20 protein-coding genes are annotated in these 21,298 nt (G+C 65.3%); 16 read left to right on the top strand and 4 right to left on the bottom strand.

The features are described from left to right. The first annotated feature begins 1 nt into the window (after position 1). From ACFSNN_RS25065 to ACFSNN_RS24995, 15 genes are read left to right on the top strand one after another with little or no spacing between them, the layout of a single operon-like run. The gene (locus ACFSNN_RS25065) at positions 2–253 is read left to right on the top strand and encodes an acyl carrier protein (RefSeq protein ID WP_007180827.1); all 252 of its coding nucleotides are present in this window, start codon (positions 2–4) and stop codon (positions 251–253) included. Continuing rightward, a complete protein-coding gene (locus ACFSNN_RS25060; RefSeq protein WP_134458077.1) occupies positions 253–915 on the top strand; it encodes a COG4648 family protein in 663 nt (220 codons plus the stop codon). The genes ACFSNN_RS25065 and ACFSNN_RS25060 overlap by 1 nt, the downstream gene beginning before the upstream one ends. Then, on the top strand, positions 912–2,615 hold the full coding sequence (locus ACFSNN_RS25055) for an ApeI family dehydratase (RefSeq protein WP_134458078.1): 1,704 nt from the start codon (positions 912–914) through the stop codon (positions 2,613–2,615). The genes ACFSNN_RS25060 and ACFSNN_RS25055 overlap by 4 nt, the downstream gene beginning before the upstream one ends. Then, positions 2,615–4,339, top strand: a complete 1,725-nt coding sequence (locus tag ACFSNN_RS25050) for a glycosyltransferase family 2 protein (RefSeq protein WP_134458079.1) — start codon at positions 2,615–2,617, stop codon at positions 4,337–4,339. Before ACFSNN_RS25055 ends, ACFSNN_RS25050 begins: the two co-directional genes overlap by 1 nt. Further along, the gene (locus ACFSNN_RS25045; RefSeq protein ID WP_134458080.1) at positions 4,326–5,921 is read left to right on the top strand and encodes an HAL/PAL/TAL family ammonia-lyase; all 1,596 of its coding nucleotides are present in this window, start codon (positions 4,326–4,328) and stop codon (positions 5,919–5,921) included. The genes ACFSNN_RS25050 and ACFSNN_RS25045 overlap by 14 nt, the downstream gene beginning before the upstream one ends. Then, the gene (locus tag ACFSNN_RS25040; RefSeq protein WP_134458081.1) at positions 5,918–6,349 is read left to right on the top strand and encodes an acyl-CoA thioesterase; all 432 of its coding nucleotides are present in this window, start codon (positions 5,918–5,920) and stop codon (positions 6,347–6,349) included. Before ACFSNN_RS25045 ends, ACFSNN_RS25040 begins: the two co-directional genes overlap by 4 nt. Next, entirely contained in the window at positions 6,337–7,014 is a 678-nt protein-coding gene (locus ACFSNN_RS25035; RefSeq protein ID WP_134458082.1) for an outer membrane lipoprotein carrier protein LolA, read from the top strand. The genes ACFSNN_RS25040 and ACFSNN_RS25035 overlap by 13 nt, the downstream gene beginning before the upstream one ends. Beyond that, positions 7,014–9,431, top strand: coding sequence for an MMPL family transporter (locus ACFSNN_RS25030; RefSeq protein ID WP_134458083.1), 2,418 nt, complete (start codon positions 7,014–7,016; stop codon positions 9,429–9,431). The genes ACFSNN_RS25035 and ACFSNN_RS25030 overlap by 1 nt, the downstream gene beginning before the upstream one ends. Next, on the top strand, positions 9,428–10,609 hold the full coding sequence (locus ACFSNN_RS25025; protein ID WP_134458084.1) for a beta-ketoacyl-[acyl-carrier-protein] synthase family protein: 1,182 nt from the start codon (positions 9,428–9,430) through the stop codon (positions 10,607–10,609). The genes ACFSNN_RS25030 and ACFSNN_RS25025 overlap by 4 nt, the downstream gene beginning before the upstream one ends. Positions 10,610–10,629: 20 nt before the next feature. Then, on the top strand, positions 10,630–11,115 hold the full coding sequence (locus tag ACFSNN_RS25020) for a hotdog family protein (RefSeq protein WP_134459118.1): 486 nt from the start codon (positions 10,630–10,632) through the stop codon (positions 11,113–11,115). Beyond that, the gene (locus tag ACFSNN_RS25015) at positions 11,112–11,837 is read left to right on the top strand and encodes a 3-ketoacyl-ACP reductase FabG2 (RefSeq protein ID WP_134458085.1); all 726 of its coding nucleotides are present in this window, start codon (positions 11,112–11,114) and stop codon (positions 11,835–11,837) included. The genes ACFSNN_RS25020 and ACFSNN_RS25015 overlap by 4 nt, the downstream gene beginning before the upstream one ends. Beyond that, positions 11,837–13,063, top strand: coding sequence for a beta-ketoacyl-ACP synthase (locus tag ACFSNN_RS25010; RefSeq protein ID WP_134458086.1), 1,227 nt, complete (start codon positions 11,837–11,839; stop codon positions 13,061–13,063). Before ACFSNN_RS25015 ends, ACFSNN_RS25010 begins: the two co-directional genes overlap by 1 nt. Continuing rightward, complete coding sequence (locus ACFSNN_RS25005) at positions 13,060–14,301, top strand: beta-ketoacyl-[acyl-carrier-protein] synthase family protein (protein WP_134458087.1); 1,242 nt, start codon at positions 13,060–13,062, stop codon at positions 14,299–14,301. Before ACFSNN_RS25010 ends, ACFSNN_RS25005 begins: the two co-directional genes overlap by 4 nt. Positions 14,302–14,338: 37 nt before the next feature. Further along, positions 14,339–14,761, top strand: a complete 423-nt coding sequence (locus tag ACFSNN_RS25000) for a signal peptidase (protein ID WP_134458088.1) — start codon at positions 14,339–14,341, stop codon at positions 14,759–14,761. 60 nt (positions 14,762–14,821) lie between these two features. Beyond that, the gene (locus ACFSNN_RS24995) at positions 14,822–15,265 is read left to right on the top strand and encodes an excinuclease ABC subunit A (RefSeq protein WP_012434019.1); all 444 of its coding nucleotides are present in this window, start codon (positions 14,822–14,824) and stop codon (positions 15,263–15,265) included. Between the two features lie 141 nt (positions 15,266–15,406). Here the strand turns inward: ACFSNN_RS24995 and ACFSNN_RS24990 are convergent, their stop codons facing one another. After that, positions 15,407–16,135, bottom strand: coding sequence for a class I SAM-dependent methyltransferase (locus ACFSNN_RS24990; RefSeq protein WP_134458089.1), 729 nt, complete (start codon positions 16,133–16,135; stop codon positions 15,407–15,409). A 136-nt stretch (positions 16,136–16,271) separates the two neighbouring features. On the opposite strand from ACFSNN_RS24990, the gene ACFSNN_RS24985 reads away from it, so the two are divergent. After that, positions 16,272–17,516: an NAD(P)/FAD-dependent oxidoreductase gene (locus ACFSNN_RS24985; RefSeq protein ID WP_134458090.1), complete on the top strand. Its 1,245-nt coding sequence runs from the start codon at positions 16,272–16,274 to the stop codon at positions 17,514–17,516. 83 nt (positions 17,517–17,599) lie between these two features. On the opposite strand, the gene guaD is transcribed toward ACFSNN_RS24985, so the two are convergent. From guaD to xdhC, 3 genes are all read right to left on the bottom strand, one after another. Continuing rightward, complete coding sequence (guaD, locus tag ACFSNN_RS24980; RefSeq protein ID WP_134458091.1) at positions 17,600–18,973, bottom strand: guanine deaminase; 1,374 nt, start codon at positions 18,971–18,973, stop codon at positions 17,600–17,602. Positions 18,974–19,078: 105 nt separating this feature from the next. Further along, positions 19,079–20,131, bottom strand: coding sequence for an adenosine deaminase (locus ACFSNN_RS24975; RefSeq protein WP_134458092.1), 1,053 nt, complete (start codon positions 20,129–20,131; stop codon positions 19,079–19,081). An 83-nt stretch (positions 20,132–20,214) separates the two neighbouring features. Beyond that, positions 20,215–21,231, bottom strand: a complete 1,017-nt coding sequence (gene xdhC / locus ACFSNN_RS24970; RefSeq protein ID WP_134458093.1) for a xanthine dehydrogenase accessory protein XdhC — start codon at positions 21,229–21,231, stop codon at positions 20,215–20,217. Positions 21,232–21,298 lie beyond the last annotated feature (67 nt).

Below are 21,298 nucleotides of genomic sequence, written 5' to 3'. Positions count from 1 at the left end.
CGTGTCCGAGGCAGAGATTCTGGAGCGCATCCGCGCCATCTTCAAAGAGAACTTCGCTATCGAGCCCGAGCGCGTCACGCCCGAGGCGCATCTGTTCGAAGACCTCGATCTCGACAGCATCGACGCCGTCGACCTCGCGATCAAACTGCAGGAAATGACCGGGCGCCGCATCAAGCCGGAAGAGTTCAAGTCGGTGCGCACCGTCGGCGATGTGATCGGTGCGGTCGAATCGCTGCTGGCGGCACAAGGCTGATGTCCGCCGTGCGCTCGCGAACGCAAGCGGCGGCGGACCGGGCCGCCGATGCCTCGCCCGGCACTGAGCGCCATCTGGGCAAAACCGTCGTGCAGGTGCTGTTGAAGCTCGCGTACCCCGCGCTGATTCTGTGCGCGTGGAAATGGGACACGCCGCGCTACGTCGGCTGCATGCTGTTCGCTATCCTGTGGTTGCAGCGCTGGGCCGGCAGCGGACCGGTCGCGACCTCGCTGCGGCGGCTCTCCTCCATCGACTGGACCGTGGTCGGCTTGCTGAGCTGCGCGTCGGCGGCGATCGTCTTGACCAATAGCGAGCTGCTGTTGCGTCTTTATCCGTCGCTCGTCAATCTGGGCTTGCTGATCGCGTTCGGCGCGACGCTCGTGCGCGGGCCGTCGATGATCGAAAAATTCGCGCGCCTCGGCAATCCGAATCTGCCGCCGGGCGCGGTGCGCCATACGCTGCGCGTGACCCAGGTGTGGTGCGCGTTCTTCGCGCTGAACGGCGTGTTTTCCGCGTACACGGCGCTGTATTGGAGCCGGGCGAGCTGGTCGCTCTACAACGGCGCGATCGCCTATGTGCTGATCGGCGTGCTGCTGGTGGCCGAGGTCATCTGGCGTTATCTGGTCGTGCTGCCGCGCGCGGCACGCTCGGAGGCGGCATGATCGCGTTGCATGATCTGCTGTCGGTGGCCGACGACGCCGCCGCGGTGCATGCGCCCGTATGCCGGGACGGCGCCACGCTGCTCGATCGCGCGGCGTTTCGCGCACGCGTCGCCGCCCTGATCGCGCTCGTGCAAACGCGAGACGCGCAACGCTACGCGCTGTGCATCGACGATCCGTTCGATTTCGCCTGCGCGCTCTTTGCGCTGTTCGCGTGCGGCAGGGAGCCGGTGATTCCGGCCAACTCGACGCCGGGTTATCTCGCCGATCTTGCCGATGCGTATGAAGTGGTGCTGACGGATGCGGATTTGCCGCCGTTCGCATTTGCTGCTGAAGCCTCAGCGCACACATCCCGCGCCGCTTACCCGATCGACCCTCAAGCTCCGCTCACGCTCTACACCTCAGGCAGCAGCGGCCGCCCCAAGCCGATCCGCAAGACGCTCGCTCAATTCAACGCCGAAGTGCACACGCTCGAAAGGCAGTGGGGCGCGCTGGCCGGCGACGCGACGATGCTCGCAAGCGTGCCGCATCACCACATCTACGGTTTGCTGTTCCGCGTGCTATGGCCGCTCGCAGCCGGCCGCGCATTCGATCGCGCGGTGAGCATCGAGCCGTTGCATCTGCAAACGCAGATCGGCCAATGCGGCGCGGCGGTGATCGTCTCGACCCCCGCGCAACTGTCGCGCTGGCCCGCATTGCCCGGTTTCGCGGACCTGACGCCGGCGCCGCGCGCGTTCTTTTCATCGGGCGGTCCGCTCGCGCTCGAAGCTGCACAGGAATACGCCGGCGCGTACGGCGCCGCGCCGCTTGAAATTTACGGCAGCACGGAGACCGGCGGCATCGCGTGGCGGCGCCAGGATAAGACCGACGCCTGGCAACCGGTGTCCGGCATCGAAGTGCGCCGCGACGACGACGGCGCGCTGAACGTCCGCTCGCCGCATCTCGATCACGCCGGCTGGCATCGCACCGACGACAAGATCGCCTTCGACGCCGAGGGCCGTTTCCGCCTGCAAGGCCGGCTCGACCGCGTGCTCAAGCTCGACGGCAAACGCGTCTCGCTGCCGGAACTGGAAGCGCGCCTCGCGCTACATCCGTATGTAGCGCAAGCGGCAATCGTGCCGCTTGAAGGCGCCTCGCGCGAGCGCGTCGGCGCGGTCGTGGCGCTGACCGAAGCGGGCGGCGCGGCTTTGCGCGACGAAGGCCGCGTGGCGCTCGCGAAAGTCCTGCGCCGGCATCTCGCCGAATATTTCGATGTCGTCGTGCTGCCGCGCCATTGGCGTTTTCGCGTCACGCTGCCGTTCGACGCACGCGGCAAACTGCCGGTCGCTGCCGTGGCGGCCGCGTTTGAACCGCGTAGCGAAGGCATGGAAGTGCTCGCCGAAGCGCGCAGCGGCGACACGCTGCACTACGAGTTGCGCGTGCCGCCGACGCTCGTGCATTTCGCCGGCCACTTTCCCGGCCTGCCGATTCTGCCTGGCGTCGTCCAGGTCGATTGGGCGATGCGTCTGGCCGCCGAGCGCGTGCCTGGCGTGCGCGGGCTGGCGTCGATCGATCGTCTGAAATTCATGGCGCCGGTCTCGCCGGGCGCGGTGCTCAAGCTCACGCTCGTGCACGATGCGGTGCGCCGGCGCGTGCAGTTTGCTTATCGCATGAACGGCCGTGAATGCGCGTCGGGCGTGATCGTCTACGGGGAGGCCGCGTGATGACGTTCTCCCCATGCATCGTCATTCCGATCTACAACCATAAGGACGCGATCGGCTCGACCGTCGCGCATCTGGCGGTGCACGGCCTGCCGTTTTTCGTCGTCGATGACGGCAGCGACGAGGCTACCCAGCAGGTGCTCGCCACGCTCGCGCAGCAGTACGCCGGGCGGCTCACGCTGCTGCGTCTGCCGGTGAACGGCGGCAAAGGCGCTGCCGTGATGGCGGGATTGCGCGCGGCGCGCAAGGCGGGCTACACGCACGCGTTGCAGATCGACGCCGACGGCCAGCACGACGCCACCGACGTGCCGCGTTTCATCGAAGCGGCGCGCGCCGAACCGGACGCGGTGATTCTCGGCCGTCCGGTCTACGACGAGAGCGTGCCGAAAGCGCGTCTCTACGGCCGTTATCTGACGCACGTATGGGTATGGATCGAAACGCTTTCGCTGACGATTCGCGACTCGATGTGCGGCTTTCGCCTTTATCCGCTGGCGCTGGCCTGCGATCTGATCGACAGCGTGCGGCTGCCGACGCGCATGGACTTCGACATCGAGATCCTCGTGCGTCTGTATTGGCGGCGCGCGGCATTCCGCTCGATTCCAACGCGCGTCACCTACGCGAACGACGGCGTCTCGCATTTCGACGTGCTGTGGGACAACGTGCGCATCAGCCGCAGTCATACGCGGCTCGTGTTCGGCATGCTGTGGCGTCTGCCGATGCTGCTCGCGCACAAGCTCATGCCGCGCCGCTCCGCACGTGCGGGCGAGCAGGGTCAAGAAAACGAACAGGACTGGTGGCGCATCGCCGAACGCGGCAGCCATCTGGGCATGTCGCTGCTCGCGCTGAGTTGCACGCTGTTCGGCCGGCGCTTTACCGCGTTGTGGCTGCATCCGATCGTCGCGTATTTTCTGCTGACGGGCCGCGCCGCGCGCGAAGCATCCAGCAACTATTTCAAGCATCTCGGCGAGGCTGCGCCGCACGCGGACACACCGCGTCCAGGCTGGCTGTCCGCCTATCGTCATATGCTGGCGTTCGCGCAATCGGGCTTCGACAAACTCGCGGCATGGTCAGGGCGCGTGAACAACGCCGACGTCAAATTCGAAGATCCTTCGGCGTTCGAAGCATTGGTGGCGAGCGGCAAAGGCGCGCTCGTGATCGGCGCGCATCTTGGCAATCTGGAGATGACCCGCGCGCTCGCCGCGCAGGGCGCTTATGCGAAGGTGACGGCGGTCGTCTATACGGAACACGCGCGCCGCTTCAATAGCGTCCTGGCCTCGGCCAATAGCGAGTTCGCGAAGCATCTGCTCGAAGTCAGCGACTTCGGTCCCGAGACCGCGATGATGATGCAGGAGCGCGTCGATGCCGGAGAGCTGCTGGTGATCGTCGGCGACCGCGTGCCCGCGCACGAAGCGGGCCGCACGACCGAGGCGCAATTCCTCGGCTCGGCCGCGCCGTTCGCGCAAGGTCCCTACGTGCTCGCGCATGCGCTCGGCTGCCCGGTCTACCTGTTCTTCTGCCTGAAAGAGCGCGACGGCTACCGTCTGTATTTCGAACCGTTCGCCGAACGTATCGAACTGCCACGCCGTGAACGCGCGCAGCATCTCGCCGCGTGGGCGCAGCGCTATGCCGTGCGTCTCGAACACTATTGCCGCAAGGCACCTTATCAATGGTTCAATTTCTTCGATTTCTGGGCCAGCCCCAAGCGAGGCGCGAATGGCCGAACATGATCTGATCGATGTGCCGAACGCGGGCGCCAATGTGAGCGACGCGGCGGTGGTGATCGGCGGGCGCAAGCTGACGATCGAAGAGGTCGTCGCGATTGCGCAGCATCGCGCGCCGGTCGCTTTGAGCGACGATCCGGCATGGCGCGCGCGCATCCAGCGCGGCGCGGATTTCCTGCGCCGGCATCTGGCCGCGGGCGCGACCGTGTACGGCGTCAACACCGGTTACGGCGACGCCTGCGTGGTCGACGTGCCGATGGAACTGATCGAAGCCTTGCCGCTGCAACTCACGCGCTATCACGGCTGTGGCATGGGCCAATATCTCGACGACGCGCAAACGCTCGCGGTGATCGCCGCGCGCCTTAACTCGCTCGCCTATGGATTTTCCGGCGTGCGTCCCGTGTTGCTCGAACGTCTTGCCGATCTGGTCAATCACCGTGTGCTGCCGCGCATTCCGTCGGAAGGCTCGGTCGGCGCGAGCGGCGATCTCACGCCGCTCTCGTATGTGGCCGCCGCGCTCGCGGGCGAGCGCGACGTGATGTTCGAAGGGCATCTGCGTAACGTGCGCGAAGTGTGGGCCGAACTCGGTCACGCGCCGCTCACGCTCGCGCCGAAGGAAGGACTCGCGCTGATGAACGGCACGGCCGTGATGACGGGTCTCGCCTGTCTCGCGTTCGCACGCGCCGATCATCTGACGCGGCTCACCGCGCGTCTGACCGCACTGTGCACCGTCGCGCTCGACGGCCGCGCCGCGCACTTCGACGCGATGCTCTTCGAAGTGAAGCCGCATGCCGGCCAGGCCGAAGCCGCGGCATGGATTCGCGATGACCTGTCCGGCCGCGACGACACGCCAGGCCACCGTCTGCAGGACCGTTATTCGATTCGCTGCGCGCCGCATGTGATCGGCGTGGCGCGCGATGCGCTTTCGTGGGTGCGCCGCGATGTCGAGAACGAACTCAACAGCGCGAACGACAACCCGCTGATCGATCCCGACAACGAACGCGTTATGCACGGCGGCAACTTCTACGGCGGCCATATCGCCTTCGCGATGGACTCGCTGAAGGTCGCGGTCGCCAATCTCGCCGACCTGATGGACCGGCAGCTCGCATTGCTGGTTGACGTGAACTTCAACAACGGCTTGCCGCGCAATCTGTCGGGCGCGGCGCCCGCGCGCGCCGCGATTAATCACGGCTTCAAGGCGGTGCAGATTTCGTCGTCCGCATGGACTGCCGAGGCGTTGAAGAACACGATGCCCGCGAGCGTCTTTTCGCGCTCCACCGAGGCGCACAATCAGGACAAGGTCAGCATGGGCACGATCGCCGCGCGCGACTGTCTGCGTGTGCTGGAACTGACCGAACAGGTCGCCGCCGCGCATACGCTCGCGACGGTGCAAGCGGCGCGTCTGCGCTTGAAGATCGATAGCGCGACGCCGATGCCGGCGCCGCTGCGGGCGTTCATGGACAGCGTGGGCGCGCAGTCGCCGTTCGTCGACGAAGACCGCGCGCTCGAACACGATCTGCGCGCGCTGACCGCGCGCATTGCCGCGTGCGATCTGGCGAGCGACTCTCGCGGAGGACCGAGCGCATGACCGGTTCCCGCAAAGTGTTGAGCGCGAGCGCGACGGTGGAAGTGCCGTTCCACGATGTCGACGCGATGAACGTGTGCTGGCATGGCCATTATCTGAAGTACTTCGAGATTGGCCGCGCGGCGCTGTTGCGCGCGTTCGACTACGACTATCGCGAGATGCAGGCATCGGGTTATCTGTGGCCGATCGTGGAGGCGCATCTGAAGTACGTGAAGCCGGCGACCTACGGTCAGCAGATCGAAGTCCGGACGCAAATGCTCGAACATGAGAACCGCCTGAAAATAGGCTATGAAATCGTCGATTGCGCGACCGGTACGCGGCTGACCAAGGGTTATACGATTCAGGTCGCGGTCGATGCCGCCACCCAGGAGTTGCAGTTCGTCTCGCCGCCGGTCGTGTTCGAGAAGCTGGAGCGCGTATGGGCACGATGAATTTGCGCGCTGTGATCGCGGGCGCACTGAGCGCGCTGAGCGTACTCGCCGCGACAGTCGTAGGGATGGAGCCTGCATCGGCTGCGTCGGCCGCATCGACGAAAGAAGCCGCGCCCGGCAATCCCGCGCTCGTCTCGCAGATCGCCGCGCATCTCGCGCAGGCCAGGGGCGTGCGCGCGCAATTCACGCAGACGCAAACGCTCTCCGCGATGAAGCAGCCGCTCGTGAGCACCGGCTCGCTGCTGTTCTTCCGCGAACGTGGGGTGATCTGGCAGATCGACACGCCATACAAAGCCACCTACGTGATTACCGATGCCGGCGTGAGCGAAGTCAACGCCAACGGCCAGCGCGTCACGGCTCACAGCGCGCAAGGCACGCGCGGCGTCGCGCAAGTCTCGAAGATGCTCGGCGGCGATCTATCGGCGCTGTACTCGCAATTTGACGTGCAAGCAGAAGGCAGCGCCGCGCAATGGCGTATGCAACTCACGCCGAATCAGCCGCAGATCGCGCAGTCGATCAAAGGTCTGGAGATGAACGGCGGCGACTATCTGCAGCGCTTGCGCATCACGCTCGCGAACGGTGACCTCACCCAGCTCGAATTCACGAAGAGCGCGGCCGTGACCGAACTCACCGCGGCTGAACGCGGTCTGCTCGGGGCGCCGTAATGGACATGCTGCAACAGCGATCCGCGAAACAGGCGTGGGGCATGCGCGCCGCGTGGCTGCTGCTCGCGCTCGTTGCGGCGCTGTATTGCGGCTGGCGATTCGCGGGACCGTCGCCGCTGCAAACCAATTTGCTCGCGCTGTTGCCAGCGACCGAGGCCGACCCAGTCGCCGAAAAGGCGGTCGATACACTGGCGAGCGCGCTTGGCGACCGCACCGTTTTTCTCGTCACCAGCAACGACGACGCGCATGCGAAAGCCGCGGCGAAACAACTGGGCGCGTCGTTGCAAAAGAGCGGCGCGTTCGGTTCGGTGACGGCCGAGTTGCCGCCGTTCGATTTATCGCAGATCGCGGCCTTGTACATGCCTTACCGCTTCGGCTTGCTGGTGCCGTCGGATCGCGCCGCGCTCGCGGGAGGCGCAGGCGGTGCGGTCACTACCACGCTGCACGACGCGCTCGCCCAGCGCATCTACAGCCCGCTGCGCGGCGGGCTCACCACGCCGCTCGCCGACGATCCGTTCGGCTGGCTCGAACACTGGCTCGGCGACCTGCCGCTCGCTACGTCGAATCTCGAACTCGAAGACAACATGCTGGTCGCGCATCAAGGTGCCGCCACCAGCGTGCTGATCGTCGCGACGCTACCGGGCTCCGCTTACGAAACCAAAACGCAGCACGCAGTGCTCGCGGCGCTCGCTCAAGGCGAAAGCACGTTAAAACAATCGTTCCCGGATGTCTCCGTGGCGCGAACCGGCGCCGTGTTCTACGCCGAGTCGGCACGCAGCGCGTCGGAACATGAAGTGCATCTGATCGGCGTCGCGTCGCTATGTGGCATCGCGCTGCTGATGATGTGGGTGTTCCGTTCGCCGCGTCTGTTGTTGCTCGGCTTCGTGTCCACCGCGCTTGGCATTGTCTGCGCGCTGGCGGTGACGATGCTGGTATTCGGCAAGCTGCACTTGTTGACGCTCGTGTTCGGCGCGAGCCTGATCGGCGAGGCCGTCGACTATTCGATTCAGTACTTCGTCGTGTATCTCGGCGCGCAACGCGATTGGGACGCACGGCGCGGCGCGCGCGCGGTGCGTCCCGCGTTGAGCGTGGCGCTTGCGACGAGCCTGCTCGGCTACGCGATCCTCACATGGGTGCCGTTTCCCGCGCTCAAGCAGATCGCCTGTTTCGCGATTGCCGGTATTACGACGGCGTTCGCGTCCGTGCTGTGGCTGCTGCCCGCGTTGCTCACGCGCGCACCCAAACGCAGCCCGAAGCGCGTCTTTGCAGGTGCGGCGCGCGTGCTGACGGTGTGGCATCGCACGATCGGCGGCAGGCGGGCGTGGTTCGTGGCAGCGCTGTTGCTGCTGCTGGCGATTCCCGGCTGGCTGCGCCTGACCAGCGACGACGATATCCATCTGCTGATCCAGCGCGATCCGGCGCTCGTCGCACAGGAAGACAAAGTGCGTGCGGCTGTCGGCGTGGATAACAGCGCGCAGTTTTTCGTCGTGCGCGGCGAGACGCCCGAGGTCGTGTTGCAACGCGCGGAAGCATTGGGTACGAAACTGGATGCGTTGAACGGCACCGCGAACAAGGTCGGCAGCTATCAGTCGGTTGCGCAGTTCGTGCCGTCCGCGAAGCAGCAGAATGAAGATCGCGCGTTGCTCGCGCAGCATGTTTTCAACGACCGCGCCGCATTGCGCGCCACGCTCCTGCAAGCCGGTTTCAAGGACGAAGTCGCCGACGCCTGGCTCGCCGCGTACGCGAAACCACAAGCGCCGCTCGCGATCGATACGTGGCTCGCGACGCCGTGGTCGCAACCGTACAAACACCTCTGGCTCGGCGAAGTCGATTCGTCGACGAAAGCCTATGCGGCGGTCGTCATCCCGCAGGGCGTGACGCCGCAGAACGAACCCGCGTTGATCGCGGCCGCGCAAGGCTTGCCCGGCGTCGTGTTCGTCGACAAGGCCGCCAGCGTGTCGAAGCTGTTTGGCGCGTATCGCGTGGACAGCGGCTGGTGGCTCGGCGGCGCGCTCGCACTCGTGCTCGTTCTGTTGATGCTGAAATACAAAGTACGCGGCGGCATCGCCGTGACGTTGCCGGTGCTGCTCGCGGTGGGCGTCACGCTGGCCGTATTCGGCTATGCGCATGTACCGCTCAATCTGTTCAACTGGCTCGCGCTGATGCTCGTGCTCGGCGTGGGCGCAAACTATGCCGTATTCCTACGCGAAGGCTGCCTGCGCGCGGACGCGGATCTCGGCGCGGTGTGGACGGGCGTGCTGCTGTCGGCGGCTACGACATTGTTGTCGTTCGGCATGCTCGGCATGAGCGCGATGCCCGCGCTGAAGAGTTTCGGCGCGACGCTCGCGCTCGGCATCGCGGTCTCGGTGCTGCTCGCACCGATCGGCATGCCATCGGAATCAAGGAGGGCCGCATGAAAGCGCCATCAGTTTATTTGCACGCGCTCGGCATGATCAACGCGCTCGGCGGCGACCTCGACAGCATTGTCCCGGCGCTCGCCGCCTGTCGTTCGCCGGGTATGGCGAACGCGCATACGGGGATCGGCGAGGCGTTCGTCGGCAGCGTGCTCGCGCCGCTGGAGCTCGCGCCGCCCGCCGAACTCGCCCGTTACGACTGCCGCAATAACCGCCTGCTGCTCGCCGCGCTGACGCAAATCGCGCCGGCTGTCGAGGCGGCGCGCGAACGCTACGGCGCGCATCGCATCGGCGTGGTGCTCGGCACCAGCACGTCGGGCATCGAGGCCGCCGAAGCGGCGTTCGTCTATCAGGCGCAAGCGGGCGATCTGCCCGTGAACTTCAACTACCGGCAAATGGAAATCGGCACGGCCGCGCCGTTCGCCGCCGCCGTGCTGGGTGTGCATGGTCCGGCCTTCACCATCTCGACTGCGTGCACGTCGAGCGCGAAGGCTTTCGCGTCCGCGCGCCGGCTGCTGCAATTGCAACTGTGCGACGCCGTCGTGGTGGGCGGCGTCGATTCGTTGTGCGAGCTGACGGTGCAAGGTTTCGCATCGCTCGAATCGACCAGCAACGTGCGCAGCAATCCGATGAGCCGCAACCGCTGCGGGATCAACGTCGGTGAAGGCGCAGCCGTGTTCCTGATGAGCCGCGACGAAGCGGCGGTGCGGCTTGCGGGCGTCGGCGAATCGAGCGACGCGCATCACATTTCGTCGCCGGACCCGCAAGGCGTGGGCGGCGAACTCGCTTTGCGCGCGGCGCTGGCCGATGCGGGCATCGAGTCGTCGGCGATCGGCTATGTGAATCTGCATGCCACCGCCACGCGCAAGAACGATGAAATGGAAGCGGGTTTGATGTCGCGCGTGTTTCCACAAGGCGTGGCGACGAGCGGCACCAAGCCGTTGACCGGCCACCAGCTCGGCGCCGCGGGCGCCACCGAACTCGCCTTCACGTGGCTCTCGCTGGCGCATGACAATGTGCCGCTGCCGCGTCATCTGTGGGACGGCGAGGCGGATCCCGCGTTGCCCGCACTGGACCTGGTCGTTAGCGAACGCTTCATGCCGCGAGGCGGCGCGCAATACGCGATGAGCAATTCGTTTGCGTTCGGCGGCAGCAATGTCAGCCTCGTTCTTGCCCGATGAGTTGCACAATGAGCCACGCGATGAACCCGACGCCCACCGTTGACGAACTGCTCCGGCAGCCAATCGAAGCGATCATCCCGCATCGCGGCACCATGCTGCTGATCGATTCGGTCGATACATTCAGTGAGGAAACGCTGAGCGCGCACGCCACGGTGCGCGCCGACGCCTGGTATGCCGACGCCGACGGCGCTATGCCCGCGTGGATCGGCATCGAACTGATGGCGCAGACGATCGCCGCGCATGTCGCCTTGCTGGCCATGCGCGGCGGCGGCCGCGCGCGCCCTGGCGTGCTGCTCGGCTCGCGCAGCTACAAGGCATTGCGGCCGTCGTTCGCGGGCGGCGCGCGCTTATCGGTGCACGTCTCGGAACTGCTGCGCAGCGAAGAGGGCCATGGCGCCTACGAATGCACCATCCGGCACGGCGACGCGGTGTGCGCCGAAGCCGTCATCAAGGTTTTTCAACCGCGCGATTTTCAGTCATTCATCGAAGGGAGTTTCAGTTCATGAGCCGGCGTGTTCTCGTTACCGGCGCAAGCCGCGGCATCGGCCGCGCGATTGCGTACAAGTTGGCCGCCGACGGCTTCGCGGTGTCCGTGCATTGCCGCACGGGACGCAGCGAAGCCGATGCGGTGGCAACGGGCATCGCCGCGCAGGGCGGCACGGCGCGCGTGCTGCAATTCGACGTGCGCGAGCGCGCGGTGTGCCGCGGAATGCTCGAAGCGGACGTCGCGGCGCACGGGCCGTACTACGGCATCGTGTGCAGCGCGGGCGTGACCCGCGACGCCGCGTTCCCCGCGCTCACCGAAGAAGATTGGGACATCGTGATCGAAACCGGTCTCGACTCGTTCTACAACGTCGTCCATCCATTGACCATGCCGATGGTGCGCGCCCGCAAGGGCGGCCGCATCGTCACGATCGCTTCCGTGTCCGGCGTGATGGGCAACCGCGGCCAGGTCAACTACAGCGCGGCGAAGGCCGGCCTGATCGGCGCGAGCAAGGCGCTGGCCGTCGAACTGGCCTCGCGCAACATCACCGTCAATTGCGTGGCGCCGGGGCTGATCGAGACCGGCATGCTCGATGAAATGCCGCTCGAACAGGCGCTCAAGACGGTGCCGATGAACCGCGTCGGCCAGCCTGCCGAGGTGGCGTCCGTGGTCAGCTTCCTGATGTCGGATGCGGCCTCGTATGTCACGCGTCAGGTGATCGGCGTCAACGGCGGGATGATCTGATGAAACGCGTCGTCATAACCGGCATGGGCGGCGTCACGGCGTTGGGCGATAGCTGGGACGTGATCGAAACGCGCTTGAAGAGCGGCGTGAACGCCGTGCGCCGCATGCCCGAGTGGAATTACTTCGAATCGTTGCATACGCGGCTCGCGTGTCCGCTGCCGGATTTCACGGCGCCCGCGCACTATCCGCGCAAGAAAACCCGTTCGATGGGGCCGGTGTCGATGTACTCGGTGCGCGCCAGCGAACTGGCGCTCGCTGACGCGGGCCTCGCCGACGACGCCACCATTAAGGACGGCCGCATGGGCGTCGCCTATGGTTCGTCGTCGGGCTCGGTGCAGCCGATCCGCGCGTTCGGCACGATGCTCGAAACCGGCTCGATGGGCGACGTCACGTCGAACAGCTACGTGCAGATGATGCCGCACACCACGGCTGTCAACGTCAGCCTGTTCTGGGATCTGAAGGGACGGATCATTCCGACCTCGTGCGCGTGCGCGTCGGGCAGCCAGGCAATCGGCTACGCGTATGAAGCGATCCAGAGCGGCAAGCAGACACTCATGCTCGCGGGCGGCGCCGAGGAATTGTCGGGTCCGGCTGTAGCCGTGTTCGACACGCTGTACGCCACCAGCACGCGCAACGACGAGCCGCATCTGACGCCGCGTCCGTTCGACGCCGCGCGCGACGGCCTCGTGGTCGGCGAAGGCGCGGCTACGCTGGTGCTCGAAGAATACGAACATGCGGTGGCGCGCGGCGCGCGGATTCACGCGGAGATTGTCGGCTTCGGCTGCAATTCGGACGGCGCGCATATGACCCAGCCGACCGCCGAAACCATGGCGTTCGCAATGCGGCTCGCGCTCGACGACGCCCAACTGCCGCCCGAAGCGATCGAGTATGTGAACGCGCACGGCACCTCGACGGATCGAGGCGACATTGCCGAAAGCCATGCGACCGCGCAGACCTTCGGCGCGCGCATGCCGATCAGTTCGCTCAAGAGTTATGTCGGCCACACGCTCGGCGCGTGCGGCGCTTTGGAAGCGTGGTGGACCATCGAGATGATGAAACGCAACTGGTATGCGCCCACCTTGAACTTGACAAATATTGACCCGGCTTGCGCGCCGCTCGACTACATTGTCGGCGCGGGCCGCGAGATCGACGCCGAATACGTGATGAGCAACAACTTCGCGTTCGGCGGCATCAACACGTCGCTGATTTTCAGGCGCGTTCGATGAGCGTGGCGTTGCAACGCGTGGTCGTGACCGGCATGGGAATCGTGTCGTGTCTCGGCAATACGCTCGACGAAGTGTCCGCTGCCTTGCGCACGGGCCGCTCGCGGATCGAGCGGATCGACGCGTGGCGCGAGCGGGGTTTCGGCTCACAGGTGGCGGGCGTCGCCTCGGTCGCGCACGAGCCGCCGTTCGAGCGCAAGCTCGAACGCTTCATGGGCGACACCGCGCGCTTCGCCTGTCATGCCGCGCGCAAGGCGATCGGCGACGCCGGGCTCGACGCTCAGGCGCTACGTTCGCCGCGCGTGGGCACAGTGATTGGCTCGGGCGTCGGCAACATGCTGAGCTACGACGCGGCCATGGCGGTCGCCAATTCGCGCGGCGTCGAGAAAGTACCGCCCTATGTCGTGCCGCACGCGATGAGCAGCACCGCGTCGGCCAATGTCGCGCAGGTGTTCGGGCTCGAAGGCGTGAGCTATTCGCCGTCGTCGGCGTGCACGACTTCGGCGCTCGCCATCGGCCAGGCGATGCAGCTGATTCAGACCGGCCGTCAGCAGATCGTCTTGGCCGGCGGCAGCGAGTCGCTGCACGACAACATGACGCTGATGTTCGACGCCATGGGCGCGTTGTCGCGCCGCTTCAACGACACGCCACAGCGTGCCTCGCGTCCGTACGACACCGAGCGCGACGGCTTCGTGATCGCGTCGGGCGGCGGCGTGCTGGTGCTCGAGTCGCTCGATCATGCGCTCGCGCGCGGCGCGCGCATCTACGCGGAGTTGACTGGTTTCGGCGACTGCACGGACAGCAGCGGCATGGTCACGCCGCGCGCGGCGGGCATTGCGCGGGCCATGCGCGGCGCGCTGAACGAAGCGGGCAAGCGTCCCGACTACATCAACACGCACGCACCGTCGACGCCGCTCGGCGACCTCGAAGAACTGCACGCGGTGAACGAAGTGTTCGGCACGGCGTTCGATCATCGTGTGCCGGCGTTTTCGTCGACCAAGGGCATGACCGGCCATCCGCTTGGCGCGTGCGGCGCGCACGAGGCGATCTACACGCTGCTGATGATGCGCGACGGCTTTATCGCGGGCACGGCGGATATCCACACGCCGGAGCCCGCGCTCGACGGTATGCCGCTCGTGCGCACGGCGCGCGAGGCGCGCATCGGCACGGCGATGTCGGTGTCATACGGGTTCGGCGGAAGTTGCGCGAGTTTGGTGTTCCGGGCATGGCAGGGCGGCTGAAACGGCCGCGACTTTTTCAAAAACGAAGGCGAGAAAAATGAAAAGAACAGGTGTACTGGGCGCATTGGCAGTCATGGCGTTGACATTGGCGGGTTGCGCGACGCAGGTGAAGTCGCTGCCGCTCGCCGCGGCCGGCGGCGAATCGCGCGGCAACGTGCCGGTGTATTTCGGGCAACAGGACCACCCGGCGGTCAGGAACCGGCTGGGCGACGTGTCGTATTCCGTGCGGATCGCGCGCAAGGTCGCCGGCCCCGACGACGCCTGTCACGCAGCGCTCGCCGAAGCCGTGCAAAAACTGCGCGCGGCGGCCAGCGAACGCCACGCCAATGCCGTAATCGATGTGTCGACGCGTTTTCATAGCACCGAGAGCAGCTCGTCGACCGAATTCACCTGCGGCGTTAGTCCGAGCGCCGCCGCGATTGCGGTAAGCGGTCAACTCGTCGTGCTGGAATCGAACTGAGCCGAACCAGGCTGATTGAAAAAGAACTCACAGAGCAACAACAACCACCAAGGAGTCTCAATGAAACGTCATCTGCTGTTTGCCGCATTGTTTGCTTCGTTTGCCACGCTGAGCGCTGCACCGGCCTTCGCTCGCGATACGGTCAGCTACTTTCCGGTCGAGCAGGCCCTGCAAAGCGAACCGGGCAAAGTGAGCGAAGACATCGGGCTGTATTTCGCCGGCCAGCGTCATCCGGCAGTCGTGAAGACGATGGGTGAATTCGCCACCAACAAGAAGACCAACGCGTTCGGCAAGAGCGATCTGCAAGCCTGCCAGCACGTTTTCCTCTCGGCGGTGATCGAGTTGCAGGAACGCGCGCGCAAGGAAGGCGGCAACGCGGTGATCAACATCAAGAGCAACTACAAGAACGAGTTGCGTGAAAGCGCCACCGAGTACACGTGCGGCGCGGGCGCCGTGGTTGCCGGCGTCGCGTTGACGGGTGAAGTGGTGACGTTGCGCAAGTAAGCGTGGGTTCGCGCGAGCCGGCGCGGAGTAGCACGCATGCGCGCGAGGCAAGCGGGAAGGCGGTGTGTACGCCGCCTCGCGCTGTTTTATCGCATCAGGCGCGTGTTTTGCTGCGTGCCTTGCTACGCGCCCTGATACGTATTAACCGGCTTTGACCGCGGCGACGTTGACCAGCGTTTCGCGACGCTTGCCAGGTTGCGGATGAGACAGGCCGAGCCGTTCGAGAAGACCGAAGTCTTTTGCGCGGCTCCACCAGAGGTAGGGCAGCGACACGTTGCGCTCGCTGAAGTTGAAGCCGCCGCGGCGGATCATGTCGAGGTAGCCGCTGGCGCTCTTTTGCACGTGCATCGGATGACGGAACAGCAGCCGGATTACCCACGATTTGATGTACGCATCGGTGGATTCGGCGAACAGCAGCACGCCGCCCGGCTTGAGCACGCGGTGGAACTCGGCGAGCGCGCGGTCCTGCTCGACGAGGTGATGAAAAGTTTGATGGCACAACACGATATCGGCGCTCGCGTCGGGCAGCGGCAGTTTCGCGCAGTCGCCGTGCAGCAATTCGATATCCGCCAGCTTGTCGCGGCAGGCGTTTGCCGCCTGCGCGGCGAGCGTCAACGAAGGCTCGTGGAAGTCGATGCCGACAAGGCGGCGCGGCTTGAACGCATCGGCGAGCAAACGGAAGGAAATGCCCTGGCCGCAGCCGACGTCGACGATCACCGGCGCCTCGGGCAAGGGTGTGTCGATCAGGCGTTTAAGGTCGTTGATCGCGACCCGCAGCACATGATGTTCCCAGGTATAGGTACGCAGGAACCAGATCCCGAACGCCGTTTCCGGCACGAAAGGCACACTGGATGTTTCGGATGGCGACACGCTGGGCTCCCGGCGAAATAGCGTTCTTGTTGTGCCCGCCCCGAAGACATCCTTCGGGGCCTTGAAGCGAAGTTGTAACGAGACGTAAGGATGCAGCGAAACGCTGCTCCGGGCAAGCCAAACGATTGAGGCAAATTTGAGTACACATTCGTCAAAGCGCACGACCGTCGACGTCGTGATCATCGGTGCTGGGCCGGCAGGCGCGGTTGCGGCAGCGTTGTTGCGCAAAGCCGGGCGCTCCGTGCTGGTGCTGGAACGCCAGCATTTTCCGCGCTTTTCCATCGGCGAGAGTTTGTTGCCGCAAAGCATGGCTTACCTCGAAGAGGCCGGCATGCTGCGGGCCGTGGTCGAAGCGGGCTTTCAGTACAAGAACGGTGCGCATTTCGTGTATCGCGACCAGTCGTCCGCGTTCGACTTTCGCGACAAGCATTCGCCCGGTTGGGGCACCACGTATCAGGTCGAACGCGCGGTATTCGACGACATACTGATTCGCTGCGCGGCGGAGCAGGGCGCCGATGTGCGCTTCGGCCATACGGTGCGCGCGGTTCACACGGGCGCCACGCCTTTGGTCGATGTGATCGACGAAGCGGATCACGCTTATCAGATCGAAGCGCGTTTCGTGTTCGACGCAAGCGGCTTCGGCCGTGTGCTGCCGCGCTTGCTGAACCTCGAAGCGCCGACGCGCATGCCGACGCGCGCCGCGATCTTCACGCACGTGCAGGACGGCATTCCGGCGGGCATGACGGACCGCAACAAGATCTGCGTGGCGACGCATCCGGAACATCGCGACGTGTGGTTCTGGATGATTCCGCTGGCGGGTGGCCGTTCGTCGGTGGGGTGTGTCGCCGAGGCGAGTTTCCTCGACGTGCCGGACGCGGGGCGCGACGCGAAGCTGCGCGGGCTGATCCAGCAGGAGCCGACGCTGAACCGCCTGATCGGCAACGCGCCGTTCCTGATGCCGGTGCGCCACATCGGCGGCTATGCGGCGAATGTGGAGCGTCTGCATGGGCCGGGTTACACGCTGCTGGGCAATGCGGGCGAGTTTCTCGATCCGGTGTTTTCGTCCGGCGTGACGATCGCGCTGCGCTCGGCGCATCTCGCGGTGCAGACCTTGAACCGGCAACTGGACGGGGAGCAGGTCGACTGGTCGGCCGCTTACGACGTGCCGTTGCGCAAGGGGATCGATACGTTCCGCGCTTTTGTCGAGCGCTGGTATTCAGGTGCGTTGCAGGACATCATTTTTTATCCGGACCAGACGCCGTCGATTCGTCGCATGATCAGCGCGGTGCTGGCGGGCTATGCGTGGGACGAGACAAATCCGTATGTGGCTGATCCGGTGCGTCGGTTGAATGCGTTGCATGAGGTGTGCATGCAGCGGTGAGTTGGACGCGCGGTGAGCATCAAAGGAAAACGGCGCTTCGGGATCGAAGCGCCGCTCTCTATTCATCCGCGTAACTCACCAGTTCAAGCAGCGATCCTCGCCGCGCCCGACGCACTCTGCCGCGCATCATCGCGACGATGCACGCGCTTGCCGGCCGCATACGTCTCATAGATCGCGCGATCGTCGCCGAGCAGCGCGAATGCAAACAACAGTTCCTCCAGCGTTTCAGTGCGCGCGGTGCGGCGTGCGAGCAGCGGCGTCGCGCGCGGATCGAGCACGACGAAGTCCGCTTCCGACTTCGGCTTCAGCGTCCCGACCTTGTCTGCCAGATCGAGCGCTTCTGCGGCGCCGGCGGTAGCCAGATAGAACATGCGCGTGGCCGTCAGATGATGGCCGCCCAGACGCGCGACCTTGTGCGCCTCATTCATGGTTTGCAGCATCGAGAACGAGGTCCCGCCGCCGACGTCCGTCGCCAACGCGATCGGCATGCCGGCCTCATCGGCCTTGTCGAAGTCGAACAGGCCGCTGCCGAGGAACAGGTTCGAGGTCGGGCAATGCGAGGCGACCGTGCCGGTTTGCGCCATGCGTTGCCGGTCTTCCGCGTCGAGGTGAATGCAATGGCCGTACACGGCGCGGCGGCGCAGCAGGCCGTAGTGATCGTAGATGTCCAGATAGCTGCGGTGGCCGGGGAACAGATCGGCCACCCACTTCACTTCGTCGTGATTTTCCGCGACGTGGCTCTGGATGAAGATGTCCGGATGCTTGCCCGCCAGCACGCCGCACGCTTCGAGTTGCGCTTCGGTCGAAGTCGGCGCGAAACGCGGCGTCAGCGCATACATCTGGCGGCCGCGATTGTGCCAGCGGCCGATCAGCTCGGCGCTGTCGTCGTAGCCCGATTGCGCGGTGTCGCGCAGGAACTCGGGACAGTTGCGGTCCATCAGCACCTTGCCGGCCACCATGCGCAGATTGCGCGCTTCGCTTTCGGTGAAGAGCGCATCCGCCGATTCCTTATGAACCGTGCAATACACGAGCGCGGTCGTCGTGCCGCAGGCCAGCAGTTCGTCGACGAAAAAGCTCGCGGTGTCGCGCGCGTAAGCCGGATCCGTGAAGCGGCGCTCGGTCGGGAACGTGTAGGTTTCGAGCCACGGCAGCAAACCCGGCGCCGGCGACGCGATCATGTCCGTCTGCGGATAGTGAATGTGCGTATCGATGAAACCCGGCACGATCAGCTTGTCGCGCATTTCCTGCACTTGCGTACCAGGCGCGAGTTGCGATGCGAGCGCGGCATACGCGCCGGCCGCGACGACGTGGCCGTCTTCGACGATCAGCAGTCCGTCCTCGTTGAAGACCGCCGCGTCAGGCGATTGCGCGGGATCGCCGTTAAAGGTCAGCAGTTGCGCGCGGAATGCCGCTTGGGCCGGTTTGGCTGCTTTGGCCGGGTTGGCAGATTGAGTCATGGAAAAACCGTCTCCGATTGTGAGAAGCTGCACAGTCCGGACGACGGTTCGGTCATGGGCTCTCAAGTGAACCCCTGCCGCCGCCGGCTGCGATACATCGGCCCGTCAGTGCGGACCGCTTGGGTGCCAGTGCGCGTCGAGCTTCGCGATCAGTTCGCTGCGTTGCTCGGGCGTGACGAACGACGCTTCGAAGCTGTTGCGGATGATCGTGTAGACCTCGGCATCGTTGAGCTTCAACGCGTCGATGGTGGCGAAATAGTTGGCATTCACGTAGCCGCCGAAATACGCGGGATCGTCGGAATTCACCGTTACGGCGACGCCGCGATCCAGCAGGTCCTTCAGCGTGTGCTTGGTCAGGTCGTCGAATACGCAGAGCTTCAGGTTCGACAGCGGACACACGGTCAGCGCGACGCGCGAATCCGCGAGACGCGCGACGAGCGCCGGATCTTCGATACTGCGCACGCCGTGATCGACGCGGTCCACTTTCAGCAGATCGAGCGCTTCGTAGATATACGACGGCGGCCCTTCTTCGCCGGCATGCGCGACGAGTTTGAGGCCGAGTGCGCGCGCCTTGGCGAAGACACGTTCGAACTTCGAAGGCGGATGGCCGCGTTCCGACGAATCGAGACCAACGCCGATCAGGCGATGCTTGTACTGCTCGAACAAAGGCAGCGCTTCTTCGAACGTGGCGAGCGCGTCTTCTTCGGATAGATGACGCAGGAAGCACAGAATCAGCTTGCTCGTCATGCCGCGCTTTTCGGCGTCGGCGAGCGCGCGTTCGATGCCGGCCACGACGGTCGCGATCGGCACGCCGCGTTCGGTGTGCGTCTGCGGATCGAAGAAGATTTCGCTGTGAATCACGTTGTCGGCGAGGCAGCGCTCGACGTACGCCATCGTCATGTCGTAAAAGTCCTGCTCGTGCAGCAGCACGCTTGCGCCCGCGTAGTAGATGTCGAGAAACGATTGCAGATCGGTGAATGCGTACGCGGCGCGCAAGGCGTCGATCGAGTCGTAGGCGAGCTTGACGCCGTTGCGCTCGGCGAGCGCGAAGATCAGTTCGGGTTCGAGCGAGCCTTCAATGTGGATGTGCAATTCGGCCTTCGGTGCCAGCGCGGTTTTTTCGGCCAGCGTCGTGGTGGTAACAGTCGTTGTAGTCATGGTCGGTCAGGATTTCGTTGGAGTCGCTTGTGGAGTCATCGCGCGCCGGATGCGTAGGCGTTCTGTCGACGACATGCCGTGCATCAAACCGTCTGCGTGGCGTGATGCACGCCCGCGTTCGCTTCGACGGCCTGAAGCACCTGCGCCGCCGCCGAGATCGCGATGATCTCCGGCGACTTGTCGACGATGCCGTCCACGCCGAGCGGGCACTTCATCCGCGCGATCAGCGACGGATCGAGACCGCGCGCGGCCAGCCGGTGTTCGAACTGCTTGCGTTTGCTATGCGAGCCGATCATGCCGAAAAACGCGAAGTCGCCACGCCGCAGAATGCGCTCGGCCAACTCGAGATCGAGCGCATGGTTGTGCGTCATCACGATGAAGTACGTATTCGGCGCGGCCTGGTCGATGGCTTCGTCGGGGGCGTCGTTCGGATCGATCTTCACGTTTGGCGCATGCAGCGTTTCCGCAGGCGGAAATTGCGCGTCGCGTTCGTCGACCCAGCGAACCGCGCACGGCAGCGTGGCCAGCACGCGAACCAGCGCGGCGCCCACGTGACCGGCGCCGAACAGCACGACCGAAAAGTCGCCAGGCGCGACGGTTTCGGTGAGCAGCGCGCCGCTGTCGTCGAAACCGGCGCCGTCCCACAGCAGGCAGTCAGCGGCGTCGACGCCCGGCTCGGGGTCGGACAGCATCACCGCATCCGGTGCGGGGCCGAATGATACGCTACGCACCGTCGACTGGCCCGCGGCCACGCGTTTCGCCAGCGTCGTAATCCAGCCGAGGTCGCCCACATCGAGCCGCTCGAAGGCGAGAATCACCGCGCCGCCGCAGCATTGACCGAGACTCGGGCCGAGCGCGAAACGCTCCAGACGACGCATATGCGGTGAGCGCATGCCGTCGCGCAACACCTGGCGCGCGGTCTCGATGGCTTTCCATTCGAGGTGTCCGCCGCCGATGGTGTGCTTCGCCGAATCGCGCGTGACGATCATCTTGGTGCCGGCTTCGCGGGGCGCCGAACCTTCGACGCGCGCGACCGTCACCAGCACGGCGGCGTCGCCGTGCGCGAGCAGTTGTTGCAGGTCAGGTAGCCAGGCTTGCATCCGGCGTTCTCCATACGTGGCCGCGCGGGGTGTCCGTGCGGCCGGTTGAGTGTGGTCTCACGCGTTC

This window comes from Paraburkholderia dipogonis (assembly GCF_042680985.1).
Taxonomy (GTDB): Bacteria; Pseudomonadota; Gammaproteobacteria; order Burkholderiales; family Burkholderiaceae; genus Paraburkholderia; species Paraburkholderia phytofirmans.
Note: the sequence above shows the minus strand (reverse complement) of the source record. Positions and strands in the feature narration are given on the sequence as shown.

What these genes read in the sequence shown, in the direction of transcription:
- ACFSNN_RS24995 (WP_012434019.1), top strand. Translation starts at nt 14,822, where the DNA reads ATGAAACGTCATCTGCTGTTTGCCGCATTGTTTGCTTCGTTTGCCACG.
- ACFSNN_RS25020 (WP_134459118.1), top strand. Translation starts at nt 10,630, where the DNA reads ATGAACCCGACGCCCACCGTTGACGAACTGCTCCGGCAGCCAATCGAA.
- ACFSNN_RS25050 (WP_134458079.1), top strand. Translation starts at nt 2,615, where the DNA reads ATGACGTTCTCCCCATGCATCGTCATTCCGATCTACAACCATAAGGAC.
- xdhC (WP_134458093.1), bottom strand. Translation starts at nt 21,231, where the DNA reads ATGCAAGCCTGGCTACCTGACCTGCAACAACTGCTCGCGCACGGCGAC.
- ACFSNN_RS25060 (WP_134458077.1), top strand. Translation starts at nt 253, where the DNA reads ATGTCCGCCGTGCGCTCGCGAACGCAAGCGGCGGCGGACCGGGCCGCC.
- ACFSNN_RS25030 (WP_134458083.1), top strand. Translation starts at nt 7,014, where the DNA reads ATGGACATGCTGCAACAGCGATCCGCGAAACAGGCGTGGGGCATGCGC.
- ACFSNN_RS24975 (WP_134458092.1), bottom strand. Translation starts at nt 20,131, where the DNA reads ATGACTACAACGACTGTTACCACCACGACGCTGGCCGAAAAAACCGCG.
- ACFSNN_RS25005 (WP_134458087.1), top strand. Translation starts at nt 13,060, where the DNA reads ATGAGCGTGGCGTTGCAACGCGTGGTCGTGACCGGCATGGGAATCGTG.
- ACFSNN_RS25055 (WP_134458078.1), top strand. Translation starts at nt 912, where the DNA reads ATGATCGCGTTGCATGATCTGCTGTCGGTGGCCGACGACGCCGCCGCG.
- ACFSNN_RS25025 (WP_134458084.1), top strand. Translation starts at nt 9,428, where the DNA reads ATGAAAGCGCCATCAGTTTATTTGCACGCGCTCGGCATGATCAACGCG.
- ACFSNN_RS25040 (WP_134458081.1), top strand. Translation starts at nt 5,918, where the DNA reads ATGACCGGTTCCCGCAAAGTGTTGAGCGCGAGCGCGACGGTGGAAGTG.
- ACFSNN_RS25035 (WP_134458082.1), top strand. Translation starts at nt 6,337, where the DNA reads ATGGGCACGATGAATTTGCGCGCTGTGATCGCGGGCGCACTGAGCGCG.
- ACFSNN_RS25000 (WP_134458088.1), top strand. Translation starts at nt 14,339, where the DNA reads ATGAAAAGAACAGGTGTACTGGGCGCATTGGCAGTCATGGCGTTGACA.
- ACFSNN_RS25010 (WP_134458086.1), top strand. Translation starts at nt 11,837, where the DNA reads ATGAAACGCGTCGTCATAACCGGCATGGGCGGCGTCACGGCGTTGGGC.
- ACFSNN_RS25045 (WP_134458080.1), top strand. Translation starts at nt 4,326, where the DNA reads ATGGCCGAACATGATCTGATCGATGTGCCGAACGCGGGCGCCAATGTG.
- ACFSNN_RS25015 (WP_134458085.1), top strand. Translation starts at nt 11,112, where the DNA reads ATGAGCCGGCGTGTTCTCGTTACCGGCGCAAGCCGCGGCATCGGCCGC.
- guaD (WP_134458091.1), bottom strand. Translation starts at nt 18,973, where the DNA reads ATGACTCAATCTGCCAACCCGGCCAAAGCAGCCAAACCGGCCCAAGCG.